Below are 26,457 nucleotides of genomic sequence, written 5' to 3'. Positions count from 1 at the left end.
ATGAATAATTAATAATTACTTGGACTTCGCAGTTTTGATAATTCTCGTCAATAAACGCAACAATTCCGATACCGAGATTTTTCGTTTTTGAAATGTCGCTTCGTCAATGTATTTGCAATCGAAAAGCAAATCCAACCAATATTCAGTCTCATTCGCTTCTTTAAGCGAGATGCACAATTTATGAATGAAATCAGCTTTGCTTTGAGCATATTCGGCTTCCCTGATATTTGCACCTATCGAAGTTCCCGATTTCAGAATCTGCCTCGAGAGCACAAATTCCCGTTGAAGAATCAATGACTGTGAAAGCTCAACGATTTCAATCGCGAATGCATACGATTTTTCGCGAACGATATTTCTTTTCATGACTTGGTCTGTATGGCGTGTATATAATCAAAGGTACGGCAATCATTATTAATTATTAATTATTCATTATTAATTATTAATTGACTGCCTCGTCCAATTCCATCACAAATGTACTCCCCATTTTTACAATACGCAACCAACTCACTCCTAATAAATTGCAAAACTTGAACGGTAACGTTTTCGGGATATAAAACATGCACATTTGCGCCTGCATCGAGCGTGAAACAGACCTGGATTCCCGTCTCGCGTCGGAATTTCCAGATACGGTTTATGATTTCAAGCGTATTCGGACGCATCAAGATAAAATACGGGTTGGACGTCATCATCATCGCATGTAGCGTGAGCGCTTCACTTTCCACGACATTCACGAACGATTCGAGATCGCCGTTTTCAAGCGCCGACTTGACTTTCGACAAATTTTCATGCGCCTGTTGAAAACGTCTTTCGGCAAACGGATGCCCGAACATCAACTCATGTCCGACCGTACTCGAAACTTCTTTCTGTCCTTTCTCAACGAGCAGAATCGTATCCTGATAATTCTCGAAATTTTCGTGTACGGTAAACGGGAATTCGACTCCGTACAAATCCGAACTTCCCGCAATTCCATCGTGTTTTCCCCAAACCACGATCTCGCCTTTCACGCTTCGGCACGCGCTTCCCGAACCGAGTCGCGCCAAGAACGATGCTTTTTGGTTGAAATAATCATCGGACATTCCAGGATCGAACAATTTTTCGACGCTCATCAAATTTACAGCGAGCGCCGCCATTCCCGATGCCGACGACGCGATCCCCGACGAATGCGGGAACGTATTTTTCGTATCGATCGTAAAATGAAAATCCTTCAAAAACGGCAAATATTCGAAAATGCGCAAAAAGAATTTCTCGATTTTGGGTTTGAAATCCTCTTTCGGCTGGCCTTCGAAGAGTAAGTCGAACGAGAAATTTCCATTGTTTACTTTTTTTTCAAAACCAAGCGTAGTAACCGTTTTGCACGAATCCAGCGTAAAACTGATCGACGGATTCGCGGGCAATTGCGGTTCCTTTTTTCCCCAATATTTCACGAGCGCGATGTTACTCGGCGCACTCCAGGTAAAACTTCCGCGTTCAGCGGTTTGGGAATATTGTTTCGGGATGAAATCAGTGTCTTTCGACATAAAAAATAGTTTGGGCAAAGATAGCAGGAAGTGCTGAAGTGCTGAAGTGCTGAAGCGGTAAAGTTTTTAAAAGTCGGGAAAGACGTTTAAGTTACGTTCGCGAATTCGCCTCCGAAGATAAAATGTCCTTCCTATCCAACTCGTCTTTACGGACTTTTGCGACTTTCCAAGTTCCCCAACTTTCTCCTTTCTTCCAAAAAAATCCCTAACTTTATCCTGTCTTCGCACAAATCCTAAGCGAAGCGTGTCTAAAGCGCAGCGCATCCTAAGTGCAACGCGTCCTAAAGCGAAGCGAGTCTATGAATAAACTTACCAAAATCGCCATCATGGTCGCCACCTGCGTCGGAGTCGGCTACATCTCGGGCCAAGTCACGCAGTCGAGCGTCAACACATGGTTCCCGTTACTCGAAAAACCATCGTTCAATCCGCCCAATTGGTTGTTCTTTCCTGTCTGGACAACGCTTTACGTAATGATGGGCGTCGCCGCGGGACTAGTTTGGGGTCGCATCGAAATCCAACGCGAAGACACCAAAAAAGCACTTCTATATTTTTTCATCCAACTCGCTTTAAACGCCGCGTGGTCGCTTTTGTTCTTCGGCTTGCGAAACCCGATGCTCGCGCTCATCGAAATCGCATTGTTGTGGCTCATGATCTACGAAACCTTCCACAAATTCATCCGACTCAACAAATTCGCGGGTTGGCTTTTCATTCCATATTTGCTTTGGGTAAGTTTCGCGATGGTGCTGAACGCTTCGATCTGGTATTTGAACCGATGATTTTTTGGGCGCGTCGCCGGCCTGGATCGTCTTGCTTAACGTTGAACTTTTGAAAAGGCCGCCGTCGGGCTACCGTTCCAATCTGCCTTTGCCGGGATCGACTTTTTTGTCGGGCACGAATCGTTCGGCAACGTCAGGATTTCCACTTGTATCCCTCGCGCGAACCAATCTCCGAATCGGCAATCGATAAAAACAAAAAAAGTCCTCTCCACAACTTAGGAAAGGACTTTTTTCACCTGATTACATTCGTTATTTGATAATCAATTTCTTCACGACACGACGGTCGTTTTCGGTCAGGATCTCTACCATATAAATTCCTTTTGATAATCCTGAAACGTCGACGCTGGTCTGTGAACCTGAACCCGCATCTTGTTTTCTCACGATCTTGCCCAGCATGTCGTGAACTGAAATGGTTTTCAGTCCGTCGGCAGTATGCGAAAGGCTGACCGTGAACGATGTATTCGTCGGGTTAGGGAACAAAATCAAGTTTCCGGCGTTGAAGTCGGCGGTTGCGAGCGCGGCCATGAATTCGGTGTTGAATGGTTCGGTAACCACGACCGGATTGCTGTCGAAATAAATTCCGGCGGCGTTCGGCACGATATCGCCAACCGCAAAACCGGGATTCAATTTGATCTTAAAGAACGCATAACCTTTACTGAGTTCCTCGTCCTGCAATTGTCCGGGAAGCATGATGTAGTCGAACGTCCAAACCAATTGGTTCCCGACGCGTTCCATCACATAGTCGTGGCTTGCATTTAGCATCACGATACTTTCCTCGTTGAGTTGGGCGTCGAGCACGTCCTCGATGCGAACCGTGATCGCGTTCGCAGTTCCCGTATTCTGGAAATGGATCGTGTAATATAAATAATCGTCCTGCGCAAAACTTTCAAAATCAATTTTCTCGCCGTGCGCTTCGGTCACCATGTTCGGATCGTACGACGCCACGACAACTTGCGTATTCGTGAACGAATTGTTGTCAAGGTCGATATCGCCTGACGGCGCCGAAATCGTAACTGAATTCGTGAGTAAATCACCGATGTTCACCGTCGGAATCGCCGGAACCGACAACGTGACCAAAAACTGTCGCGTCTCATTCGGCTGCAAATTGGTGAACGCATATGTAAATCCGGTCGCGTTGGCGACTGTTCCGGGTTGGGAAACCGAGGTAATCGTCGTAGGAGAATCTTTGGTAAACGAAACCGTTCCCGATGCCGCGCTCACGCCGTTGTTCGTATACACGATTTTTTCCTGATACGACGTTCCTGCACGCGGAGGCGAAACCGAAACGATGGAAACCGTCACGTCATTAAACGGCTGCGTCAGCACGATCGGGAAATAAACGGTCTGCGTTCCGCTTCCGGTCGCGATCGCCAAGTCGGCGTAAGAAGCTGAACTGCTGTAAAAAGCACCATATTGCGATTGCAACGCATAACCCAAATCGTATGAATTGGCAGGATTCGCATCGTATAAATCGTACGTGCCGAAAGGCGAATACACTTGTGAAACCGTACCTGAATTATTCTGCTCGACCGTGAACGAACCATGCGTAAACGCTTCTTCGCCCGTGTCTTTTACACCGTTCGAATTTTCATCGACGAAAGCCACGAGTTCAATCTTGTCGGAACATTGAGGCGGGCCCGATGTAAAACTTCCGGCCTCGATGAACACGGCCGAATCCAAAATGGCGTCGGTCCTGTCGGCAACAACGAGCTTGATATGATATTGATGGTTCGGGATGATCGCCGACGAAGCTGTCATCAACGCGGTTTGCCCGATGAAAACGTGGGCGGCATCCCAAAAAGCGGTTCCGAAATACTGATCGAAATAGCCTTCGTTGACTGACGCACAACTCGTATTATATTCGTCGTCGCGAATCGTTACGACCGAAACCGGATTCGTCGTTCCCGGAACAACTGCGAGATTCGTCGTGATTCCCGTTTCGACATCGGTGAGCAAAAACGCGAAAGCATCGGCGTATGTACATTGGAAATTTCCATATTCTTCAGACGCGAAAAGGAAATTGAAACTCATATATTCATTGAGTGCGGTAAAGTCGAATTCAAGCACTGTCGCGTTGTAGGAATTCATAGGCGCTCCAATCGCGGCGCTGATGATCACTTCAAGCTCCGGATCGCCAGGCCAGCCAAGACCACCTGTTCCAAGCGATGAAGGCGCTGGATCATTGATAAGATTTGCGTCGCCCGATACCAAAACGATTCCTGACGATAACGGAAAATTAGGATTGGTGTTCGTGAAGAATCCGATTCCATTCGTCGATCCGAAATTCGTTCCCGTACTCGACGTCACGTTCGATACCGCGATGCATGGATTGTCGACCAAAACCGACTGAACCAATTCAGATGTCGTATACAAACTCGTATCAACCGTCACCATATTCGCGTCGGGTATCGGCGTCGCGAAACCTACCGAATTCGAATAACCTGTGAAAATGTCGGCTGTGCAAATCGCCTTTATGTTTGCCGAATATTGTGAATTCGGAATCAAATCGCTAATCGTGTATGGGCTCGACGTCGCCGTATAAGTTTCAGGACCTTGGGCCGTATCCAGCGTTATCAACCACTGGGACGCTGTTCCTGTAGAATCCCAAGTAAGCGTAACGGTTTCGGCCGTCAAATCACTGAGCGCAAGATTCGTTGGTGCGAAACACGTATTCGTCGGATCGACGCAAATCACGTCGGCCGCCCAACCCGTAGAGGTTATCGTGAAGTCGCTTCGGAATACGAATGTGAGGCAACCATCGGCGCTCGACGATTCAAAAGGACCGGGAATGGAAGTGCCCCAGAATGAACCCGCCAGACCCGATGGAATAGACCCAGGGCCATTTGAACTCGCGATCTGTGGCGCCGATGTCGAATTTCCGTTGAAAACATAAAGACCATCAGAAGCAGCCTCGGTGCTAAAAGATGTAAAAGTCACGCGAACCGCATCGCCCGTGTTCTCAGGACAGACGGTTGTGACGATGTTGGCATCGTTCGGATAATTGGCAGCCGAACCTCCCGCGTCGAAAAATTGGTCGCCACATTCAAGCGGCGCAAAAAGTGTCGTGGCCGTAGCGCCGACGGTCCACAAACTGAAGCCGTCCGAGAAGCAATTCGATCGAACATAAAAATCGTAACATGTATTGGCTGCTAACGCCGGCACCATGAACGGATTCGCCGTAACCAAAGTCCCTGAAGTCGATGCCGTAGGAGCAGGGCTTCCACAAGGCAACGCGAGTACTTCCCAGGAAACCGCCGATCCGTTTTCGAGCCAAGTCAACACCGCAGTCATCGAAGTGACCGAAGCAACGGCCAAAGAAGTCGGCGCCGGACAAACAGGCGGAGGGCCGCAAGTCACGTTGGCGATCCAACCGGGATTATCGACAGACGAATCGCTCCGGAATTGGAACGTAAGGCAGCCATCAGGACTCGACGACGTAAAAGGACCGGGAATGGTAGTTCCCCAAAAAGCACCGGCGAGCCCGCCTGGAACGTTTTGCGGCGGATTCGCGCTTTCAATTTGGCCGCTGCTTATGCTGTTTCCGTTAAAGACGTACAATCCGTCCCAGCCGTTTTCAATATTGAAAGCCGTAAAAGTTATGGTGACGTAATCTCCGGGTGAATCGGGGCAGATCGTAGTTACTTGATTTGCGTTGTTAGGGTAATTTCCCGTTGGTCCGCCGCTGTCGGTAAAAATCGAATTACAGGCCGTCTGCGCAAATGAAGCCGACGAAAAAAGCGAAACGAAAAACACGAAGAGTAGTTGTTTTTTCATTGTTGTTGTTTTAGGTGATAGTAAATATATTGAAAGTCAGTCGACTAGACAATAGGTCAATTGCCTGATTCGTAGTAAAAACAAAAAATCCCGCTGATTACGCGGGATTGTATTTAAGATTTTTTTAAGTTTTTATTTGACGACCAATTTTTTGACTGTCTTGAGATTGTCCGATGTCGTAATCTCGACCAGATACATGCCTTTCGACAAACCGGAAACGTCGATCGGAACCTCGTCGGCAACATCAATTTGCGCAACCAAGATGTTTTTTCCGAGCAAATCCGTCACGATCACTTTTGACAAATGCGTGCCGGCTTGTTGCGACTTCACGGTAAACGAAGAACTCGCGGGATTTGGGAAAAGCGCGATCGAATTCTGGTTGAAATCAGGGCTTGAAAGCGCGTCGGTAAATGTCGTGGTAAATGTTTCGGTGACAATCGCCGGATTTCCGTCAAAGTAGATTTCGGCCAAGGCGGGAATCACATCGCCACTTTCGAAACCTGCATTCGCACGAATTTTGTACACGACGTAACCTTGGCTCAATTCCTCGCTTTGCGATTGCCAGGTAAGGTTGATGTCGTTGAATTTCCAGATTAAATCGTTTCCTGATCGTTCCATTACGTAATCATGGCTCGCGGCGACCATTCGGATGCTTTGCGCATCGAGCTGAGTGTCCAACGTGTTTTCAATTCGGACGTCGAACGCCTCGGCATTACCCGTGTTCTGGAAACGGATCGTGTAATATAAATATTCCGAGGCCGCGAATTCGTCAGCAATGATTTGCGGACCATGAGATTCGAAAATGTCATTCGGGTCGTAGGACGCAGTGACGAGTCGCGTGATCGAAAACGCATTGTTACTCGTATCGATGTCGCCGTCAACCGTAACATCGGCGCTGTTCGTGAGCGGTTGGTCGATTGCAACCTGCGGAATGTTAGGCACTAACATGTCGGTCGAAAACCATTGGACGCCACCCGAAGGTAAGTTGGTAAACGTGTGCGAAAAACCGTTGGCATTTAAAACAGGTCCAATTGGCGAGACGGATATGGAAGTCGTCACAGGATCTTTTGCGAAAGTCAAAGTCCCGCTGGCACTGCCCGTCCCGTTATTTCGGATGCTTACCGAATTGTTCCAGTTCATGCCCGCTCGCGGCGGCTGTGGAGACAAAATGACCACCGATACTTCGGTATACGTTTGATCCATCGAAATCGGGAACAAGATTTCAGTCGTCGTATTGGTTGCGGGAGCAGGAATATTCAGTTGCTGGTTTTGCGCAATGGAATAATAAGTTGAAAATTCAGGGAAGATCGAAAACGTGAAATCATATGTCGCCGTCGGGTCGGGCTCAGGTATTATGATTTGCCCGGAATTGGAGACGAATTGCGACACATCGCCCGAATCGTTTATTTCCATGCTGAAGGTTCCGAACGTAAAAAGAGGCTCGTTTGAATCCGCAACACCGTTGTCGTTGTCGTCCACGAAAGCTTTCAGGAGAAATCGGGTCGTGTTCTCGGTTTCGTTACCGGCTGGTCCCGCCCAAGCGCTTGTCACGTCGCTGCAATTCGCGCGTACGTAGAATTCGTAGCAAGTGTTCGCTGAAAGATCCGTGAAGGTATAGGTTGTCGCAGTGACAGGAATTCCCACGGTCGAGAAATTGGGAGACGGCGATCCGCACGGCAACGCAAGAACCTCCCAAGACGTCGCGTTAGCGGCTTCGGCCCAACTGAACGTGGCTGTTGTCGGCGTTGCACCTACGATAGCCAGATTCAACGGTTTCGGACAGTTGCCGATCACATTGCACGAAACGTTCGCTACAAATCCCGGAAGAGTAATCGCCGAATCACTCCTGAACCAAAACGTAAGGCAACCGTCGGCACTCGACGATTCGAAAGGTCCGGGAATAGTGGTTCCCCAGTATCCGCCAGGAAGGCCGCCGGGTACGTTGCCGGAAGCGTTCATGCTCAAAATTTGAGGCGAGGCGATAGAGTTGCCATCGTATACATATAAGGCGTCCCAACCTACTTCAGTATTGAATGCTGTGAACGTTACAAGTACGGCTTCGCCCGGTTGTTCGGGGCAAATGGTTATGACACTGTTTTCATTTGGGGAATAATTTCCCGCCACGCCTCCTGAATCGACGAACATACCGCCGCATTCCAAAGGCAACGGATTCGTGGTGCACATAATTGGGCCAATCCATTCGCTGGTCGAGAATTCGCACACACTTCTCACGAATATCTTATAAGCCGTAGCGGGCTGCAACCCCGTTGTTCCGGGCTGCGTCATTTCGTCCAGAAATACCATCGGACTTCCTGAAACCGTTATCGGCGTTCCCGATTGCGGATCGAAATTTTGGCCATCCTGAACCACATGTACTTCCCATTGGGCCGACGTTCCGGCCTGCCAGCTTAAGTTGATGAAAGACGCGCTCGGGGTCGCTGTCAGTCCCGAAGGAGGATCGCAGGCTGGGATAACCGCGACGTCATCAATAAGCCATCGGTCACCGCTAATATTGTCGTCAGGTTGCGTAAGTGTCCGAACGAATGCAAAATAATACGACTGAGCCGTTTCGAGCTGACCCAAAGATATCGTTTTGCTTTGGTACGTATTGAAAGGCATTGCGATCCCGTCCTCGGTCCAGGCGGCGAGTAGTGTCGTAAACGAGGCCATGTCGGTAGGATCGGATGAAGCGGGAGCCGCACGCAACTCATAAGTCGAAAATTGGTTGCCTGAAATCGTGGTGCGCGTATTGAATCGAAAAGTCGAATTTGATCCCGGGATAGGAGTTGCAGGCGTCACGAGGTAATCGATCGACGTATTTCCTGCTCCGATATTCTCACGCGCTATAAATGCGGCATGCGGTTGCGTGTTGGCGGGAAACGCCGTCGAGCCTTCAGGACTCATCGTGAAATGTTGGGTTCCGACGCCGTTGTTCAAAATCCTCCATGTTCCGCTTGGCAAAGCCCAGGTGTTTCCTGTCGGCGCCGCCACGCTCGCATCGTCAAAAGGCTCGATGAATTGTGCATTCGAAGAAAAACCGACAAACGAAAAAAGTGAAAATAGTAGAAATTTTTTCATGCAGTTTGTTTTCTCAAATATAACAAATTGCGCAATCGCTTGTTTTTCAGGTGATAGATTTTGCGAGAATAAAACCGCCCGTCCATGCATTCTGGAAATTAAATCCACCCGTTATGGCGTCGATGTTCAAAATTTCACCCGCGAAATACAGGTTGTCGTGCAGCTTGCTTTGCATCGTCTTGAAATTAACCTCACGCAAATCTATGCCGCCCGCCGTGACGAATTCGTCCTTGAACGTGCTCTTTCCATTAACGCTGAACTTGCAATCGGTTAGCTGTTTGGCGAGTTGCTGGATTTGGATTTTGTTGAGGTCGGCCCATTTTGTTTCCGACGGAATGCCCGACGCCAAAACCAAACTTTCCCAAAGCCTGTTCGCGAACTCAAAAGGCGATTTCGACGCGACCGACTTTTTGGGTTGTTCATTCTTAAGGTCGCGCAAAATGGTTTCGGCCTCGTCAATTTCTACCGAATCGAGCCAGTTCACCGAGATTCCGAACTGGTATTTCCTGTCTGACAAAATCCTCGCGCCCCAAGCTGAAAGTTTCAGGATCGCAGGCCCGCTCAAACCCCAATGCGTAACGAGCAACGGCCCGCGCGATTCGAGTTTCGTACCCGCGACTTTTACCGACGCCATGGCCGAAACTCCGGGTAAATCCTTGATCCGCGCATCTTTTATGTTGAACGTGAAAAGCGATGGAACGGGTTCGACGATCGAATGTCCGAGCGTTTCAAGCAATTCCCACATTTTAGGGTTGCTGCCCGAGGCGAAAATGAGTTTCGGTGTCGCGTATTGTTCGTTCTGCGTTTCGATTTTCCAATGTTTGTCGGTCTTGAAAACCGATTGCACGCTTTGGCCGGTCAGTATGTCGATCCTGCATTTTTTCGCGGCGTTCAAGAAACAGTCGATAATCGTTTGTGATGAATCCGACGTGGGGAACATGCGGCCGTCTTCCTCGATTTTGAGTTCGACGCCATGTTTTTCGAACCATTCAATCGTATCGCCCGACGCGAACGTATGGAACGGACCGCGCAATTCTTTCTCGCCTCTCGGATAAAATTTGACCAATTCACCTGGATCGAAACAAGCGTGCGTCACATTGCAGCGTCCGCCGCCTGAAATTCGGACTTTGGTAAGCGTTTCCTTTCCGCGTTCGAGTATCGCGATCTTGAGGTTCGGGTGCGCCTCGGCAATGTTGATCGCCGCGAAGAAACCGGCCGCGCCTCCGCCGATTATAACAATGTCGTAGCTTTTCATATTCGGTCAGGATAATCGGTTATGAGGCCGTCAACGCCGAGCGACCTTATGCGCGAAATATCTTCGGGCATATTGACTGTCCAGGCGTATAACAGCAAGTTTTCGGCTTTTGTTTTTTCGACGTTTTCAGGATTCAGCAAATGGAAATACGGATGAATCGTCTCAGCTTTTATCGATTTTGCGAATCCGATCGCCAGATCAAGATCGGTTTCGGTCAACACGCCAAGCGGGATTTTCGCGTTCCAATTCCGGATTTCCCGGAGCGCCGTCCAATCAAACGAGGAAACTAAAAACGAATCGTAGTTCCAGTTTTTTTCGGAAACATACTTCTCGATGAGCTCGGTCACGGGTTTTGCGGCGGCTTCGACTTTGAGTTCGATGTTGATGAGGATTTTTTTGTCGATGAGGTCGAACACTTCGGCGAGCGTCGGAATCTGATGGTGTAGATCGACTTTCAATTGTCGTATTTCGGCCAATGTCATATCAATCACCGAGCCCGAAACGCCCGTCAGTCGATCCGTATGTCCGTCATGGAATACGATGATTTCGCCATCGCTCGACAGGTGGACGTCGAGCTCGATGCCGTGAGCGTTCATTTCAAGCGCTTTTTGGAATGCCGCGATCGTGTTCTCACTGACATGACCTTTGGCGCCGCGATGTGCAATGACGTACATTCTTTTTTGGCAAAGGTACGGTTTCGGTTTGTTTCACAACCAGGTGAAAAAGTCATATTGTACAACAAATCACGCGTAAACTGTAAATGAAACGTGCAGTTCGTCGATTATTTTTGGCATGTCAAAACAACAATAAATAAAGTATGCAATCACACACATTGGCGCTGAACCTGATGATCTCAGAACGTGCCGACCAACGAAAAAAATTCGCCGAAATGATTCGCGAGGAAGTCGATTCCGAGCAGAACATCTCATCGGTAGCCGAAATCTTCAAGGCGAAATTATTCCTTCACGTAGATCGCTGCGTCGAAAACCCGAATTGCTCGAGCCGAACAGTACTTTTCGGTCTTGCCGAATTTTGGAATACGTTTTTCAAAACGAGAACAGAACGTCCGTTATTGGCGGCTTAACAACGATTTCCGATGACAATTTGGGAGTCGTCGGGTATCGAAAATAAGTTAGCGATAATAGAAACCGCCTTTTATGATTTAGTCGTGAAAGGCGGTTTTTGTTTAAATAGGAGTGTTTACGGTTAATTCCGAATAAGATTATGTCGTAATCCATAGATCGTTATTCAACTTAATGCGTAGCAAATGGAGAACGTATGAAGCCTGATTCGCCACGTTTGATATTAGTAGAATTTACCCTCGAAATCCTGTGACTTTCACGTCAATTGCGAATGCGATTTTTAATTCTTTAGTGCGTGTTTCGAACTCTTCGTCGGTGATGACTTTGGTTTGCTTTAACCAATTGAGATTTTGCAGGTTGTTTTGATATCCCATTTTTTTATCGATCGAAAAATATTTGTCTTTTAGATATTTGTCTCTTTTTAAATACAATTCATCGAGGAAATTTTTTACGGCATCGGTATTCGGTTTATTTGAATAGATGTAGAAAAATGAGCCGGTCGACAAAAATATTTTCCAGTTCTTGTCGCTCTTGTAAAAATAGAATATCACGGCAAGAACAGCGATGAATAAAAAATAAAGCCACATATAGTCGCCCAAATTCTCTCCTTCGTGTCCGTCTTCTAAGACACTGAACGACGACAATACAAAAAGAACCGCTATGCCCAAGAAAACCAACCCATTCCTGTTCTCGGCAACTTTAACATTCGTAATTTCCTCAAAGCGGATGGTCCGACGATATTCGTTGCTGCCCAGTCGTTTTTCATAGTATGAAACTTCGCGATCTAAAATCTCGATTTCACGTACGTCGAAAAAATGGCGTTGCTTCATTTTGGCGGTGATTTTTAGTGGCAAGTTACTTGGCAAAGCAAAGTATCGAAATTATTCTACAAATCAATCTCTGAAAAAGCAAAAGGCTGCTAAAATCCAGAACGTTTATGTTGATTTTCAAAGTTTGAATATTCGGCCATCGGACCGTATTTGTTCGTGGTTATTCCGTTCCGATGTCATCTATCGATTCAACCCGTTTCGGTTCACGCTTCACGAATTTGAACGCTTTTTTCCAAATATAGATCGCGAGCAGGCCGATGAGCACATCGCCCAAGATCAACCCGAATGCGTAACCCGAAGCGTACGCGCTGTCGTCGGAATTAAAAATGTCGGCGATGCTCATGACGACTTTCGGGATCGAAACCAAAATCGCAAGCGTAAGGAACGCCGCGGGCAAAAACAGGAAATACCCGAATATCTTCCGAAACATAATTTACTTTTTAAGCTCGAGCAACACGGTTCCAAATGTCGAATCGACCTCGGCAAAACCATATTTTACGACGGTATCTTTGCCCGAAAAGGCGTCGTGTAATTTTGTTCCGTCCTGAAATACCGACGAAACCTTGAGTTTTTTCAAGCCTTGTGGCAAGTCAAGCCCAATGACGACGCGGTCTTTGATTTTTCCATTGTCGAAACCTCGGCTGAACACGTAAGGCGTCGCCGAAATTCTCTTGTGGATTCCGGCCCCGATCGAGACATGTCGGTTGCGGAACTTCCCGATTTTTTGCCAGTGTTCGAGGATTTTTTGCGTTTGCTCGTCCTGGGAAAGTACGTCCCAATTCATGAACGAACGCAAATTCGCATCGCCTTGAGCGCCTTCGACAACGAGCGCTCTCGCGGTTTCGTCTCCGTAATAGACTTGCGCGATCCCGGGTGAAAGCAACAATTTGGTTCCGCTTTCGAAACTTCTTGCGCGTTTGGCATCGAACGGATTTCCGTCGTCGTGCGATGACAGATAGTTGAGCACGCTGAAACCTTCGAGGTCGTTGTTGAGTTTGTCGGAGTATTTCGCGAATATGGTCTCGTAGTCTTTTTCAGCATCCCAACGGAATTCGAAATTGATCATGCTGTTGAAACCGTGGTCGAAATAATCGACTTTGCGGTCGCCGAAATTGTATTCTTTTCCGCCGCTGATTCCGTATCCGTAAACTTCCGCAACGGTGTAAAAGTCGTTGTTGTCGAGAACTTTTTCAGGATTTTTTGCCTTCCAGTCGGCGAAAGCGAAATTACATTGTGCCTTGAATTCGCCCCAAACCTGTTCGTTCGTGTGCTTCACGGTGTCGGCGCGATAACCGTCGATCCCGAATTCGCGAACGTAATCGGTGAGCCATTTTATGATGTAAAAACGCGGTGATCTCGGATAACCCGTGCGTTTGAAAAAATCGTCGAGTTCAGCAATTTCCTGTTCATATCGGCCTTCAGCTTTCCATTTTTCGATGAGATGCGGCGGAAGCGCGACCTCTTGATCGCTTTCAGTCAAGATATCGGGAAGATTGCTCACGAGCGTGCAAGCGGTCGTCGAATCGAACGTCTTGTAATCGCATTGCGGACCCGTGCGAACCCAATCGTTCGGCCAAACCGGATCTTTGTCGGTGACCGGGCCGGTGTGGTTGATCACGGCGTCGAGCAAAATCCTGATGTTGTGGCTGTGCGCGACTTCGACGAGTTCCGACAAGTCTTTCGCGGTGCCGAAATTCGGGTCGATCTGCGTCCAGTCTTTGGTCCAATAACCATGAAAACCGTACGACAAACCTTGGCCTTCGTCCGTTCCGCCGTGGATTTGTTCGACGATAGGCGTGAGCCAGATCGCGTTGATGCCGAGCTTGTCGAAATAACCTTCCTCTATTTTTTGTGTGATGCCTTTGAGATCGCCACCTTCAAAACCACGCAGTTTTCCCGCGGGTTGGTTGCGTCCGAAATTAACATCGTTCGAGCGGTTGCCGTTGTTGAAGCGATCGACGAGTAAGAAGTATAAGTTGGCGCCTTCCCAAACGAAAGGAATCTTCTCGGGTTTTGCAGCCGGAGCTTTACCGGGTTGCGCCTGTGTAGCTGTCGTCATAAATAATGTAGCGGTTAGGGCGGCGAAAAGTAATGTTCTCATGCGAATATTGATTTGCCGCGGTCGCAAGGTAAGGCGCAACTCCCGCGGTTCTATTTTTGAATTTCGGTGAAAAATTACGCATTTTCCATGGAAACTGACGTCGATTTGGATTTTACAACTATTTCGTCGGGTGTTTTCGAATTAGCCCTGCTTGAGCGTGTTAGCCTTTTGAAGGGAAACGCCTGGTTGGCTTGATTTGGGGCGGCGACCGAAGGAAGCCGCCCCAAACCATAGCAAAACCGCGTTAACCGAAAAAGCTAATAGCGGAAGCAGGAAAAGCTGCTGAAAATTATTTTAGTTCAAGTACGAACGTTGATTTCGGCTCGATTGAAATGTCTTGCTTGAGGTCGACGGTTTTTCCTGAAATCACGTCGGTTCCTGACGTAAAAGTTTTGATGCTTTCGGCGAAACGCGCCGTTTTGAACGTTTGCGGCTTGTTCGAATTGTTGATCACGACCATCACGGTTTCTTTTTCGTCGTATCGGAAATACACGTAAACATTGTTCTCGGGAATGTATTGGGTCGTTTTCCCGTTGTGGATGACCGATTTGGTTTTTCTCCAATTGAAGAGTTTCGACGTGAAATCGAAGTAACCTTTTTCAGTTTCGTTTCGACCCGACGCCGTGAATGCGCTGTGCGCATCGCCGTTCCATCCGCCCGGGAAATCACGCCTGATGTCGCCGTCACCTTTGCCTTTGTCGCCCGCCATGCCGATCTCGGAACCGTAATAAACCTGCGGGATCCCGCGGATTGTCGCGATCAACGTCATTGCCATTTTGTACGTCTCCAAATCGGTGTAGCGATGGTTGAAACGTTGGGTGTCGTGGTTTTCGGCGAACACCAGAATCGAATTGATGTTCGGGTACAAAAAGTCGTTCGCGAAATTGTCGTACATCTTGATCATGCCTTTGTCCCAAGCGGCGTCAGGTTCGTTGAACGCGCTTTCGATCGCATCGTGCAGCGTGAAATCCATGACCGACGGCAAATACGAATTGTAACTTTGGATCGCCCCGATTTTCGAGTCTTTTTGCCAGTACGCCATTTGCGCCTGGTCGTGCATCCAGACTTCTCCGACGATGTTGAAATGCGGGTATTCGTCGGTGATGGCTTTCGTCCATTTCGCGATGCCTTCTTTATCGCAATACGAATAGGTATCAACGCGGAAACCGTCCAAATCGGCGTATTCGATCCACCAGATCGCGTTTTGGGTCAAGTATTTTACGACGAGCGGATTGGCTTGGTTTAAGTCGGGCATCGATTTTACGAACCAGCCGTCGACGCAGAATTTTTTGTCGATTTCGGCCATGTTCGGGTCGAATTGCGTCGTCATTCGGTAATTGCTTTGGGCGTAACCCGGGAATTGGTGCAGCCAGTCGTAGGTCGGTATGTCTTTAAGCATCCAATGTTCGGAACCCCAATGGTTTGTCACGTAATCGAGCACGAGTTTCATGTTGCGTTTGTGGAGTTCCGATGACAATTTCACATATTCGTCATTCGTCCCGTAGCGCGGATCGATCTTATAGACGTCGGTCTGGGCGTAGCCGTGATACGTACCGCGTTCCTGGTTGTCTTCGCAAAGCGGCGTGTTCCAGATCGTGGTCGCGCCGGTCGATTGGATGTAATCGAGGTTGTTGATGATGCCTGCGATGTCGCCTCCGTGGCGGCCGTGGTCGTTTTTGCGATCGGATTTTTCTTTGGTGTCAGGCGTGCTGTCGTTTGACGGATTGCCGTTCGCGAATCGGTCGGGCATGATTAAATAAACCATGTCGGACGAATCAAAGCCTTGGCGCAGCTCTGAATCTTTACGGCGTTGTTTGAGTTCGTATTTTTGGGTAAATGCGGTTTTGTCTTTTTCTTTGAAACTGAACGTGAACGTGGACGCGGGAATGTTTTTGGTGTCGATCGTTACGAAAAGATAGTTTGGGTTTTCGGTTTTTTGAACGCTTGAAATTACGACGTCGTTGGAAACGGAAACAGAGTGTTTTGAGATGTTTTTACCGTAGAACATGATTTGGAGTTCCGGGTTTTTCATGTTGGAATACCAGAATGGAGGTTCGGTTTTTTGGATTTGGGCTTGCGCGATGGAAAACGTGAGGAATAAAAAAATAAGTTTTTTCATTTTTAAATTGTTTTACTTGGATTGCGTCTGAGATTATTTTCAACAATTAAGATAGTTGAGATAGTTAAGGGTTTTTTCTTTCGAAAAAATTGTATTTCGTGTTTAGTATGGGCTTAAATGATTGCGTGATATTGAGCGTGTTGAAATTAATTAGTAAACCTTGAGGAGAATTCAGCAATTTCATATAGGTGATAAGTTGCGCTTCGTGTATTGGCAAAACACTTTCTACGGCTTTTAATTCGATAACGATGAGATCATTAACGAAAAGGTCGACCCGTAAATCGCAGTCAAATGAAAGTGTGCCGTATTTTATCGGCGTTGTTATTTGCTGTTTCGTCTGAAATCCAGCTTGTTCAAGTTCGTACTTCAAGCATTTTTCGTAAATGCTTTCCAATAGTCCGGGACCAAGATTTTTGTGAACCTTGATGGCGCATCCAATAATCTCAAACGATAATCTCGTAATTTCTGTTTTCGTTATCATGGCGTATAAATTTTTTCATGTGGCGTGTATAAAGTGAAAAAAAACTAAGATAGTTAACGCTAGCTTCTTAACTAACCTTAACTATCTTAATTGTCAAAAAAAATTATCTAAACTGTGACAAGTCCATTCGGCTCAACAGTAACTTCCTTACCATTCACGAAAACAGTAATTTCCTCACCGCCTTCCAAAGAAAAACTCGTCTGGTTGGCCTGGACCGATACTTTCAAAACCTGGTTCCTAAAGTTGATCTTAAACGAATAACCTTCCCATTCCTTCGGGATACGCGGTGAAAAATGCAACTTGTCTTCCTTCACGCGCATGCCGCCGAAACCTTCCACGATGCTCATCCAGGTTCCCGCCATCGACGTGATGTGGCAGCCTTCCTCGACTTCCTTGTTATAGTCGTCAAGGTCGAGGCGCGACGTGCGCAAGTAGAATGTGTAGGCCATTTCCATCTTGCCCAAAACAGCCGCCTGGATCGAGTGGACGCAAGGCGAAAGCGAACTTTCATGAACGGTATACGGCTCGTAGAAATCGAAATGACGCTCCAATTCTTCGGTCGTAAAGTGATCCTCGAAGAAATAAAATCCTTGAAGCGTATCGGCTTGTTTGATGTAAGGCGAACGCAGGATGCGATCCCAAGACCATTTTTGGTTTATTGGGCGTTGTGATTTGTCGAGATCCGACACCTTCACGAGCTCTTTATCGAGGAAGCCGTCTTGTTGCAAATACACCTGATCTTCTTCCGAATACGGGAAATACATCTTATCGGCGACATCTTTCCACTTCGAAATCTCATTCAAAGTCAAATTCGTCTTGCCCAAAATCCTTTCATAATCCGACGCATAATCGAGCGACACTTTCTCCAATTGCCCGACGGCATAATCGATACACCATTTCGCGAGATAGTTCGTGTAGAAGTTATTGTTGACGTTGTTTTCGTATTCGTTCGGACCCGTAACTCCCAAGATCACGTATTGGTTTTTGTTGGTTGACCAAGTCGATCGTTGGTGCCAGAAACGCGCGATCGCGATCAGGACTTCGAGGCCTTTTTCAGGAATGTACGAGTAGTCGCCCGTGAATCGGTAATAGTTGAAAATGGCGAATGCGATCGCACCGTTTCGGTGGATTTCCTCGAACGTGATTTCCCATTCGTTGTGGCATTCCTCTCCGTTCATCGTCACCATCGGATACAAAGCCGCGCCATTCGTAAACCCGAGTTTGGCCGCGTTTTCAATCGCCTTGTCCAATTGGTTGTATCGATAAACAAGCAGGTTTTTCGCCACTTGTTGGTCTTTCGTCGCCATGTAGAACGGAATGCAGTACGCCTCGGTATCCCAATAGGTCGAGCCGCCGTATTTTTCGCCTGTGAATCCTTTCGGTCCGATGTTAAGGCGCGAATCCTTACCCGAATATGTCTGGTTCAACTGGAAAATATTGAATCGGATGCCTTGTTGCGCTTTCACGTCTCCGTCGATCGTGATATCGCTCATTTCCCAAACTTTTGCCCAGGCGTTCTGTTGTTCGATAAGTAATCCGGCATAGCCTTTTCCGACAGCCGAATCAATCACGTCATTTGCAGCCTTAACCGTATTCTCGTGGTTCATCGAAACCGTATAACCGCCGATTTTATGGATCGCCGATGTCTGGCCTTTCGCCACATTCACCGAATACGTAAACTGAACCTTTTCGTTCGATTTCTCAGTATTCTCAGGCGTTATTTCCAAGTTTTTCCCACCGACGAGAATGCTGCTCTGCATGAAAGTCGTCGCCGTGAAATGCGTCTTGAACGTACGCGCCGTCACGAATGCCTTGTTCTCGTTGTGTTCGACGCCAAGCGGTTCCCAGAATTTCTCCTCCCAGTTCGCGTCTTCGTTGTGGACGCCCGCATCGACGTACGGTTTGAACACGATCGTCGCGTCCTTATTGACAGGCGTGATTTCGTAATTGATGATGCCGGCCTCGTCGAGTTCCATGCACATGAAGCGGCGCACGTTGACTGAAATCTCGGTTCCGTTCTGCAACGTCGCTGCGAAAGATCGGTTATACCAACCTTCTTTCATATTGAGCTCGCGCTTGAAATCGCGGACCGAAACCGCGTTCAGATCGAGCGCTTCACCGCTGACCTCGATGTCGATCCCGATCCAATTCGGCGCGTTCAACACCTTGGCGAAATATTCCGGATAACCGTTTTTCCACCAGCCCACTTTTGTCTTGTCGGGGTAATAAACACCGCCGATATAACTGCCCTGAAACGTTTTTCCAGAGTATTTTTCCTCAAAATTCGCGCGTTGGCCCATGGCGCCGTTTCCGATGCTGAATAGGCTTTCGGACGATTTTACCCTTTCGGCGTCGAAACCTTCTTCGATGATGGACCAATTATTTGGTTTGATATAATCCTGATGCATTGTCTTTTTTTTTAAGTCGAAAGTCAAAAGTCAAAAGTCGAACGAGAGGTCGCGTCGCATTTGGCTTGCTTTCGGGTTTATGATTTTTTTGATGATTGTGATTGATGATTTTTTTGACGAAAGACTAACGACTAATGTCGAAGGACTTTCGAATCGGTTTAAATTTTTCCTCAATGGTCAAATTCGGATGTAAAACTTGATTTGGTCTAAAGAAAACGCTAGTCCTCAGTCCTTAGTCATTTCTCATTTGTCATTCGTCATTCGTCTTTCGTCATTCGTCTTTCGTCTTTCGTCTACTTATTAATTAACGTATCAATGAAACTCAAATCAATATGCACGAAATCCGGAAAGATATACTGCGCCTTGTCGAGAATAGTCTCATCTCCGATGCCGACACTCGTCATGCCCGCGATATTCGCCGCTTCGATTCCCGCGAACGAATCTTCGAACACGATGGAATCTTCGTTCGAGATGCCGAGTTGTTGGGCCGCACGTATAAATACTTCAGGATCGGGTTTGGCGTTCGTCACGTCGTTTCCGTCGACGATCACATCGAAAAAACTAAGAATTCCTGTTTTCTCGAGGATCGGGCGTGCATTCTTGCTCGCCGAACCCAATGCGATCGGTTGTCCGTTGTCTTTCAGAAACTTCAATACATGCATGACGCCTGGAAGGATTTCGCTTCGGTCCATGTTTTCGATGTACGACAGATAGTCTTCGTTCTTTTGTTTGAGCCAAATGTCCTTGTCCGATTGTGGCGGCTCGACGTTGCCGAGTTCAAGGATAATGTCAAGCGAACGCACGCGGCTCACGCCTTTCAATCGTTCGTTGTGTTCAGGTGTGAATTCGATCCCAAGCGAATCGGCGATTTTCTGCCACGCCAAAAAATGGTATTTGGCCGTGTCTACGATTACGCCGTCGAGGTCGAATATGAATGCTTTTTTACTCATTCTACTGTAATTTTCGTGCCTTCACTGACACGGAGTGTAAGGAACCCTGAGATGATCATCGAAATACCTCCGATGATCAACGCGTAAATCGGTTCGTCGTTAAAGAATTGTTTTACGATAAAGCCAAGAATGGTTGCGGCCACGATTTGCGGAATGACCACAAAAAAGTTGAAAACACCCATGTAATAGCCCATTTTCGCTGCAGGCAACGATCCCGAAAGCAACGCGAACGGCATCGACAAGATACTTGCCCATGCGATCCCGACGCCAACCATCGGAAGCAACAGCAGCATTTTCGATTTGATGAAGAAAATAGAGATCAATCCGATGCCACCGGCCGCGAGTGCGAGCAAATGTGTGATTCGGATGCCGAAGCGTTTGGCCAGAACCGGAAGCAGGAAGGCCACCAAAGCCGCGACGCCATTGTAAACGGTAAAGAGAACGGGAACCCAATCGGCGGCGTCGTTGTAGAGTTTCGAGGTAGTGTCCGACGTGCCGAAAACATGTCCTGTTACGGCCTGGGTCGTGTAAATCCACATCGAAAACAATGCGAACCATGAGAAAAACTGGACCAATGCGAGTTTTTTCATCGTGGTCGGCATGTTGAGCATGTCGGTCAAAATGATCGTGAATCCGTTTCGGACCTGATTTTTCCGAAGTAGCGACGTAATCATGAACAACGTTCCGATCACGATCAATCCCACGAATAAGATGTAGAGTTCCTTGGTCAGTCCGACTTCATAGATATAGGCCGTTGCCGAAGCGCCGATGGCTGTCATGAGCGCGCCGACTCGGAATTGTTTACTTCGGTTCGCGCTGGTTTCGTAATCTTCGATCTCGACGTTGCCGAGCATTTTTCGTTCTTGCTCCTCGAACGCGTGCAATTCTTCAGGCAGGTATTCCTTGGTGTTGAAAACCGTCCAAAGTACGGCGAGCAGAAACACGATCCCGCCGATGTAGAACGACCATTTCACCGAATCGGGAATGATTCCCGGAGGCGCGGTGTTAGAAATGTCGAACACGTTCGCGAACAGATACGGCAACAACGATCCTACGACGGCGCCTGTTCCGATAAAGAAACTCTGCATCGCAAAACCCTGTGTCCGCTGGCTCGCGGGTAAATTATCGCCCACGAATGCGCGGAACGGTTCCATCGAAATGTTGATCGAGGCGTCCATGATCCATAGCGTTCCCGCGGCAATCCAAAGCGTAGGGGAATTCGGCATGATGAAAAGCGCGATCGACGACAGTATCGCCCCGACCAGGAAATACGGTCGACGTCGGCCGAGTCTTGTCCAGGTTCGGTCGCTGAAATATCCGATGATCGGCTGAATGATCAAGCCCGAAACCGGAGCGGCAATCCATAAAATGGGAATTTCATCTACTTTGGCGCCCAAGGTTTCAAAAATGCGCGATGTGTTGGCATTTTGAAGGGCGAATCCGAATTGTATCCCAAGAAATCCGAAACTCATGTTCCAAATCTCCCAGAAACTTAACCTACGCTTTTCCATTATCGTAATTTAAAATAGGTACGATAAGCGCGATGCTTATCAAAAACTTGTGGGTCGAAGTAAAGTACAAGCTTGATAATCGCGTCAAATATAGCGTTTAATTTGAAAATGGGTTTTGGAAATGAGAAATTTGCGGTTTGAAGGGTTACGTTAACGTTTTCGTGTTGAAAACTTTGGAAATGGATGGACAGGTTTTGGATTGACAGATCTCAGATTTACAGATTGACAGATTTGCAGAATCGTCCGGTTTGAACGAATCGTCAATCTCGACAAAGTCGTTGGTCTGTCAATCTCCGAATCCGACATCTGTAAATCTGTAAATCTGAGATCTATAAATCTTAGATCAAAAATTCCCCTTCTTCAACGCCCGCGTCGATTCCCGTTCCACAAGATGCGTCTCGACAACCTCGGTTTTATAGTGTTCTTCTTCTTCCTCGTCTTCTGATTCCAAACGTTGGATGAGCATTTTCGCGGCTTTTCCGCCCATTTCGATGCCGTCCTGTGAAACCGTCGTGATGCTCGGCGAGGAATATTTTGAGATGATGCCGTCAGTGAATCCGATGATGGAAATGTCTTCAGGAACATGCAATCCGATTTTTTTCGCGGCCTTTATCGCGGTCACGGCGAACAGTTCGTTTACGGCGAAAACCGCATCGGGCTTGGTCTCGGATATGAATTTCTCGATCGGTTCGGCGCAGTTGTCGATGTCTTCGATGCGCAGGATCAGTTTCTCGTTCACGTCTCGGTCGTTGGCGCGCAAGGCTCTCGAATAACCTTCGGTACGCAATTTTCCGACGCTTACGTAATCGACCGTCGTGATCAACGCGATTTTCTTGAAACCGTTGTTGATCAGCCGTTCGATCGATTCGAAGGCCGCGCGGTTGTCGTCGATGATGACTTTGTCGCACAAGATATCGTTGGTCACGCGGTCGAACATCACGACGGGCATTCCCTGGTTGATGACTTCGATGATATGGTGGAAATCGCCTTTGGACTGCGTTTCTTTCGAAAGTGACATGATGAAACCGTCGATCGATCCGTTGGCGAGCATTTCCATATTGATGACCTCTTTGTCGAACGATTCGTCCGACAGGCAAATGATTACGTTATATCCGCTCTCGTTCGCAACTTGTTCGATGCCGCTGATGACCGTCGCGAAAAAATGGTGGACGATTTCAGGGATAATGATCGCGATTGTTTTCGTCTTTCGGTTTTTGAGGCTAAGTGCAATATTGTTAGGCTTGTAATTGTAGAGTTTTGCAAACGCTTGGACTTTCAATCGGGTATCTTCAGATATTTCGGGACTGTCCCGAAGTGATTTTGAGACCGTCGAAATGGATACATCGAGTTCTTTTGCGATTTGCTTTAAAGTGATCTTTCTTTTCATGTTAAGAAATTGGAAATTTTAGTATTCGAAAATTATAGTGTTCGGTTTTTGAAATTCATCAATAATGCCTTGTAATTCCTGTGATTAAAGGAAAGTTTTCAACACGAAAACGTTTGCGCAAGGGTTTCTGGTAGGGTTCTACGAAATCGTATGAAATTTTACTTAATTTTAACATTCGAAGTAGAGTATAAGCTAAACAAACCTATTTTTTTAACTCAAACAAAATGTATGAAAACAATTTACAAAAAGTTGTTCATTTTCCTACTGTTTTTGCCTTTTAGTGTTCTTGCACAAGGAACATTGACGGGAACGGTGACCGAAAAATCGACAGGTCAACCGTTGCCAGGGGTAAACGTAGTAGTTCAAGGTACCACTAACGGTACATCTACCGATTTCGACGGTAAGTACTCTTTGAATAATGTAAAGAAAGGCGATAAAATCGTATTTTCTTATATCGGATTCAAAGATCTTATCATGGATTACAACTCTCAAGCGACTTTATCCGTAAGTATGGAGGAAGATGCTAACCAATTGCAGGAAGTTGTGGTACAGGTAGGTTACGGTACGGTAAAGAAAAAGGACGCTTCAACAGCGGTAACGACTGTTACGGCAAAGGATTTCCAAAAAGGTCCTGTGGTTGCTGCTGAACAATTGATCCAGGGCCGTGTAGCCGGGGTTCAGGTCACGAATGGTGGCGGTGCTCCAGGTGAAGGTTCGATCGTGAGAATCCGTAGCGGTTCTTCAATCAACGGTAACAATGATCCTCTTTATATTATAGATGGAGTTGCGGTAGATGCAGGAGGCGGTGGTGTCCAAGGTGGACGTAGCCCGCTTGCCAACATCAACCAGAACGATATCGCGAGTATGACTATCCTGAAAGATGCGGCCGCGACTGCGATTTACGGTTCACGTGCATCGAATGGAGTTATCATCATCACGACAAAACGAGGAAAGTCTGGTGAAATGAAAGTCGAGTACAATGGTAACTTCCAGGTAAGTGAGGTTTCAGAATACGTAAATGTAATGGGAGCGAACCAGTTCCGTGATTTCGTGAACCAATACGGTAATCCAACACAAATTTCGTTGTTGGGTGCTTCGAACACTGACTGGCAGAAAGAAATTTTCCGTACCGCTTACGGAACCGACCATAACATTTCATTGGGCGGTGGTAAAGACAACATCACATATCGCGCGTCTCTTGGATACACGAATATGAATGGTATCCTTAAACATGATAATTTCGAACGTAGTACGTTGGGCTTGAGTTTGATCGGGAATTTCTTCGACAACCACTTGCGTGTTGAAGTCAACAATAAATCGGCTGTCATCCACAACAACTACAGTAACCGCGACGCTATCGGTGCAGCGGTAAGTTTTGACCCGACTCAAACGATTCTTTCAGGTAACGATAACTTCGGAGGTTATTTCCAATGGTTGAATACAGGTGGAACGTTCGAATCGAATGCTAACCGCAACCCGGTTTCCATGTTGGAGCAGAAGCACAACTTCGGTAACCAGTTCCGTAGCATAGGAAACGCACAACTTGAGTACAAGATTCACGGTTTTGAAGCCTTGAAACTTGTTGCCAATGTCGGTTACGATTACGCTTCGGGTAGAGGTTATGGAAGTACTGACGCCGATTACATCGTAACAGGTGAAGCCGGAGATACATACGATAGCCGTCAGGAAAACAAAAATATCCTTATGGATTTGTATTTCAACTACAACAAGAATTTCGAGGCGATCGATTCGAATCTTGATTTCACGGCGGGTTACAACTATCAGGATTTCCGTTATTCTCAGTACTACACAAATTTTGATGCTGCAAGTAGCGTAACCAACATTACGAGTAACATCGGTGAGCGTTTGAACCTTCAATCTTTCTTTGGAAGAGCGAGTTTCACGATCGCTGAAAAATACATCCTTAACGGTTCGATCCGCGCCGATGGTTCATCTCGTTTCACGGAAGATAATCGTTGGGGTTATTTCCCGGCTGCATCTGCCGCATGGCGTGTGAGCAATGAAAATTTCCTTAAGGAAAGCAAATATGTGAGCGAATTCAAATTGCGTGCGAGCTGGGGTATTACAGGCCAACAGGATACAGGATCACGCTATCCGTCGTACCCATTGTATCTGCAATCTTTCGCAGGAGCGGCGTATCAACTGGGATATGACGCAAGCGGAAACCCGGTTTTTGTTGAAACATTCAGCCCGCAGGCATATAACTCTGACTTGAAATGGGAAGAAACTGAAACGATCAACGTCGGTGCCGATTTCGGATTCTTCAACAATCGTATCACGGGTGAAGTTAGTGCTTACCGCAGAAGAACAAAGGATTTGTTGCTTTTCGCTCAAAACCCACAAGGGGTAAACTTTACGAACTACGCGTTCTATAACATTGGAAGCCTTGAAAATAAAGGTGTCGAGGTAGCGTTGGATCTGTATCCGGTACGTAACGAGAAAGTTTCATGGAGAGTTGGAGGTAACGTTACGTTCCAGACTTCTGAAATTACAAGTTTGAGTAATTCTCCGGTTCCTTCATTCGATGGTTACGATCTTACGACTGTTGCCGGTGGAACAGGAACATTCATCCAGAATCACCAAGTCGGTTACGCTCCTGCATCTTTCTATGTATTTGAGCAAGCGTACGATGTTGACGGTTCTCCAATCTACAACCAATTCGTTGACCGCAACGGAGACGGAATCGTGAACAGCGATGACAAATATCGTTTCCACAAGCCGGCCGCCGACGTTTATTTCGGTTTCAACACTGACGTGACATTCGGTAACTGGTGGTTCTCATCAAGTTTCCGTGGGGCGACAGGGAATTACGTATACGACAACGTAAACTCACAGCGTGGAAATCTTTCAGTACTTCCAGGTAACGGAAACTATCTCGTGAACGCTACGCCTGAGGCTGCGACAACGAATTTCCCTCAGCCACAGTACCAATCGGATTTTTACATCAAGGACGCTTCATACGTGAAGTGGGATAACGTGACGCTTGGTTACACATTTAAAGATGTGTTCGACAAAGGAAGCACGATGCGTTTGACAGGTGCTGTCCAAAATGTGTTACTCATCACCGGTTACAAAGGAATCGATCCTGAGGTACAAAACGGTGTTGACAATAATCTTTACCCACGCCCAAGAACATACACTTTGGGTCTGAATATTAATTTCTAATA

At 47.1% G+C, this 26,457-nt stretch carries 18 protein-coding genes; 3 read left to right on the top strand and 15 right to left on the bottom strand.

The features are described from left to right. Positions 1 to 15: 15 nt before the first annotated feature. Positions 16 to 363: a four helix bundle protein gene (locus EOO50_RS08695; protein ID WP_290839294.1), complete on the bottom strand. Its 348-nt coding sequence runs from the start codon at positions 361 to 363 to the stop codon at positions 16 to 18. 59 nt (positions 364 to 422) lie between these two features. Beyond that, on the bottom strand, positions 423 to 1,517 hold the full coding sequence (locus EOO50_RS08690) for a diphosphomevalonate decarboxylase (RefSeq protein ID WP_290839293.1): 1,095 nt from the start codon (positions 1,515 to 1,517) through the stop codon (positions 423 to 425). 299 nt (positions 1,518 to 1,816) lie between these two features. Here EOO50_RS08690 and EOO50_RS08685 point away from each other — a divergent pair, with 299 nt between their 5' ends. Beyond that, the gene (locus EOO50_RS08685; RefSeq protein WP_290839292.1) at positions 1,817 to 2,293 is read left to right on the top strand and encodes a TspO/MBR family protein; all 477 of its coding nucleotides are present in this window, start codon (positions 1,817 to 1,819) and stop codon (positions 2,291 to 2,293) included. Positions 2,294 to 2,542: 249 nt separating this feature from the next. On the opposite strand, the gene EOO50_RS08680 is transcribed toward EOO50_RS08685, so the two are convergent. The 4 genes from EOO50_RS08680 to EOO50_RS08665 form a co-directional block, all read right to left on the bottom strand. Then, positions 2,543 to 6,067: a choice-of-anchor L domain-containing protein gene (locus EOO50_RS08680; RefSeq protein WP_290839291.1), complete on the bottom strand. Its 3,525-nt coding sequence runs from the start codon at positions 6,065 to 6,067 to the stop codon at positions 2,543 to 2,545. 132 nt (positions 6,068 to 6,199) lie between these two features. Continuing rightward, positions 6,200 to 9,145: a T9SS type A sorting domain-containing protein gene (locus EOO50_RS08675; protein ID WP_290839290.1), complete on the bottom strand. Its 2,946-nt coding sequence runs from the start codon at positions 9,143 to 9,145 to the stop codon at positions 6,200 to 6,202. 46 nt (positions 9,146 to 9,191) lie between these two features. Further along, positions 9,192 to 10,400, bottom strand: a complete 1,209-nt coding sequence (locus EOO50_RS08670; protein ID WP_290839289.1) for an NAD(P)/FAD-dependent oxidoreductase — start codon at positions 10,398 to 10,400, stop codon at positions 9,192 to 9,194. Then, on the bottom strand, positions 10,397 to 11,074 hold the full coding sequence (locus tag EOO50_RS08665) for a glycerophosphodiester phosphodiesterase family protein (protein ID WP_290839288.1): 678 nt from the start codon (positions 11,072 to 11,074) through the stop codon (positions 10,397 to 10,399). Before EOO50_RS08665 ends, EOO50_RS08670 begins: the two co-directional genes overlap by 4 nt. 143 nt (positions 11,075 to 11,217) lie before the next feature. Here EOO50_RS08665 and EOO50_RS08660 point away from each other — a divergent pair, with 143 nt between their 5' ends. Continuing rightward, entirely contained in the window at positions 11,218 to 11,484 is a 267-nt protein-coding gene (locus EOO50_RS08660; RefSeq protein WP_290839287.1) for a hypothetical protein, read from the top strand. A 231-nt stretch (positions 11,485 to 11,715) separates the two neighbouring features. On the opposite strand, the gene EOO50_RS08655 is transcribed toward EOO50_RS08660, so the two are convergent. From EOO50_RS08655 to EOO50_RS08615, 9 genes are all read right to left on the bottom strand, one after another. Next, positions 11,716 to 12,312 carry a hypothetical protein gene (locus EOO50_RS08655; protein ID WP_290839285.1) on the bottom strand — a complete coding sequence of 199 codons (597 nt, stop codon included), beginning with the start codon at positions 12,310 to 12,312 and terminating at the stop codon, positions 11,716 to 11,718. 160 nt (positions 12,313 to 12,472) lie between these two features. Then, positions 12,473 to 12,742, bottom strand: coding sequence for a hypothetical protein (locus EOO50_RS08650; protein WP_290839283.1), 270 nt, complete (start codon positions 12,740 to 12,742; stop codon positions 12,473 to 12,475). 3 nt (positions 12,743 to 12,745) lie between these two features. Continuing rightward, positions 12,746 to 14,371 carry an alpha-amylase family glycosyl hydrolase gene (locus EOO50_RS08645; protein ID WP_290839331.1) on the bottom strand — a complete coding sequence of 542 codons (1,626 nt, stop codon included), beginning with the start codon at positions 14,369 to 14,371 and terminating at the stop codon, positions 12,746 to 12,748. A 331-nt stretch (positions 14,372 to 14,702) separates the two neighbouring features. Beyond that, positions 14,703 to 16,532 (bottom strand): glycoside hydrolase family 13 protein, encoded by a 1,830-nt coding sequence (locus tag EOO50_RS08640; protein WP_290839280.1) that lies wholly within the window; start codon positions 16,530 to 16,532, stop codon positions 14,703 to 14,705. A gap of 64 nt (positions 16,533 to 16,596) precedes the next feature. Further along, entirely contained in the window at positions 16,597 to 17,013 is a 417-nt protein-coding gene (locus tag EOO50_RS08635; RefSeq protein ID WP_290839278.1) for a GxxExxY protein, read from the bottom strand. Positions 17,014 to 17,120: 107 nt separating this feature from the next. Beyond that, on the bottom strand, positions 17,121 to 19,421 hold the full coding sequence (locus EOO50_RS08630) for a glycoside hydrolase family 65 protein (RefSeq protein WP_290839276.1): 2,301 nt from the start codon (positions 19,419 to 19,421) through the stop codon (positions 17,121 to 17,123). Positions 19,422 to 19,714: 293 nt separating this feature from the next. Beyond that, entirely contained in the window at positions 19,715 to 20,371 is a 657-nt protein-coding gene (gene pgmB, locus EOO50_RS08625; RefSeq protein ID WP_290839274.1) for a beta-phosphoglucomutase, read from the bottom strand. Beyond that, a complete protein-coding gene (locus EOO50_RS08620) occupies positions 20,368 to 21,882 on the bottom strand; it encodes an MFS transporter (protein ID WP_290839272.1) in 1,515 nt (504 codons plus the stop codon). The genes pgmB and EOO50_RS08620 overlap by 4 nt, the downstream gene beginning before the upstream one ends. A 343-nt stretch (positions 21,883 to 22,225) precedes the next feature. Next, positions 22,226 to 23,269, bottom strand: coding sequence for a LacI family DNA-binding transcriptional regulator (locus EOO50_RS08615; protein WP_290839269.1), 1,044 nt, complete (start codon positions 23,267 to 23,269; stop codon positions 22,226 to 22,228). A 228-nt stretch (positions 23,270 to 23,497) separates the two neighbouring features. Here EOO50_RS08615 and EOO50_RS08610 point away from each other — a divergent pair, with 228 nt between their 5' ends. After that, on the top strand, positions 23,498 to 26,455 hold the full coding sequence (locus EOO50_RS08610) for a TonB-dependent receptor (protein ID WP_290839267.1): 2,958 nt from the start codon (positions 23,498 to 23,500) through the stop codon (positions 26,453 to 26,455). Positions 26,456 to 26,457 lie beyond the last annotated feature (2 nt).

The organism is Flavobacterium sp. (assembly GCF_004211145.1).
In the GTDB taxonomy this organism is placed as follows: domain Bacteria; phylum Bacteroidota; class Bacteroidia; order Flavobacteriales; family Flavobacteriaceae; genus Flavobacterium.
Note: the sequence above shows the minus strand (reverse complement) of the source record. Positions and strands in the feature narration are given on the sequence as shown.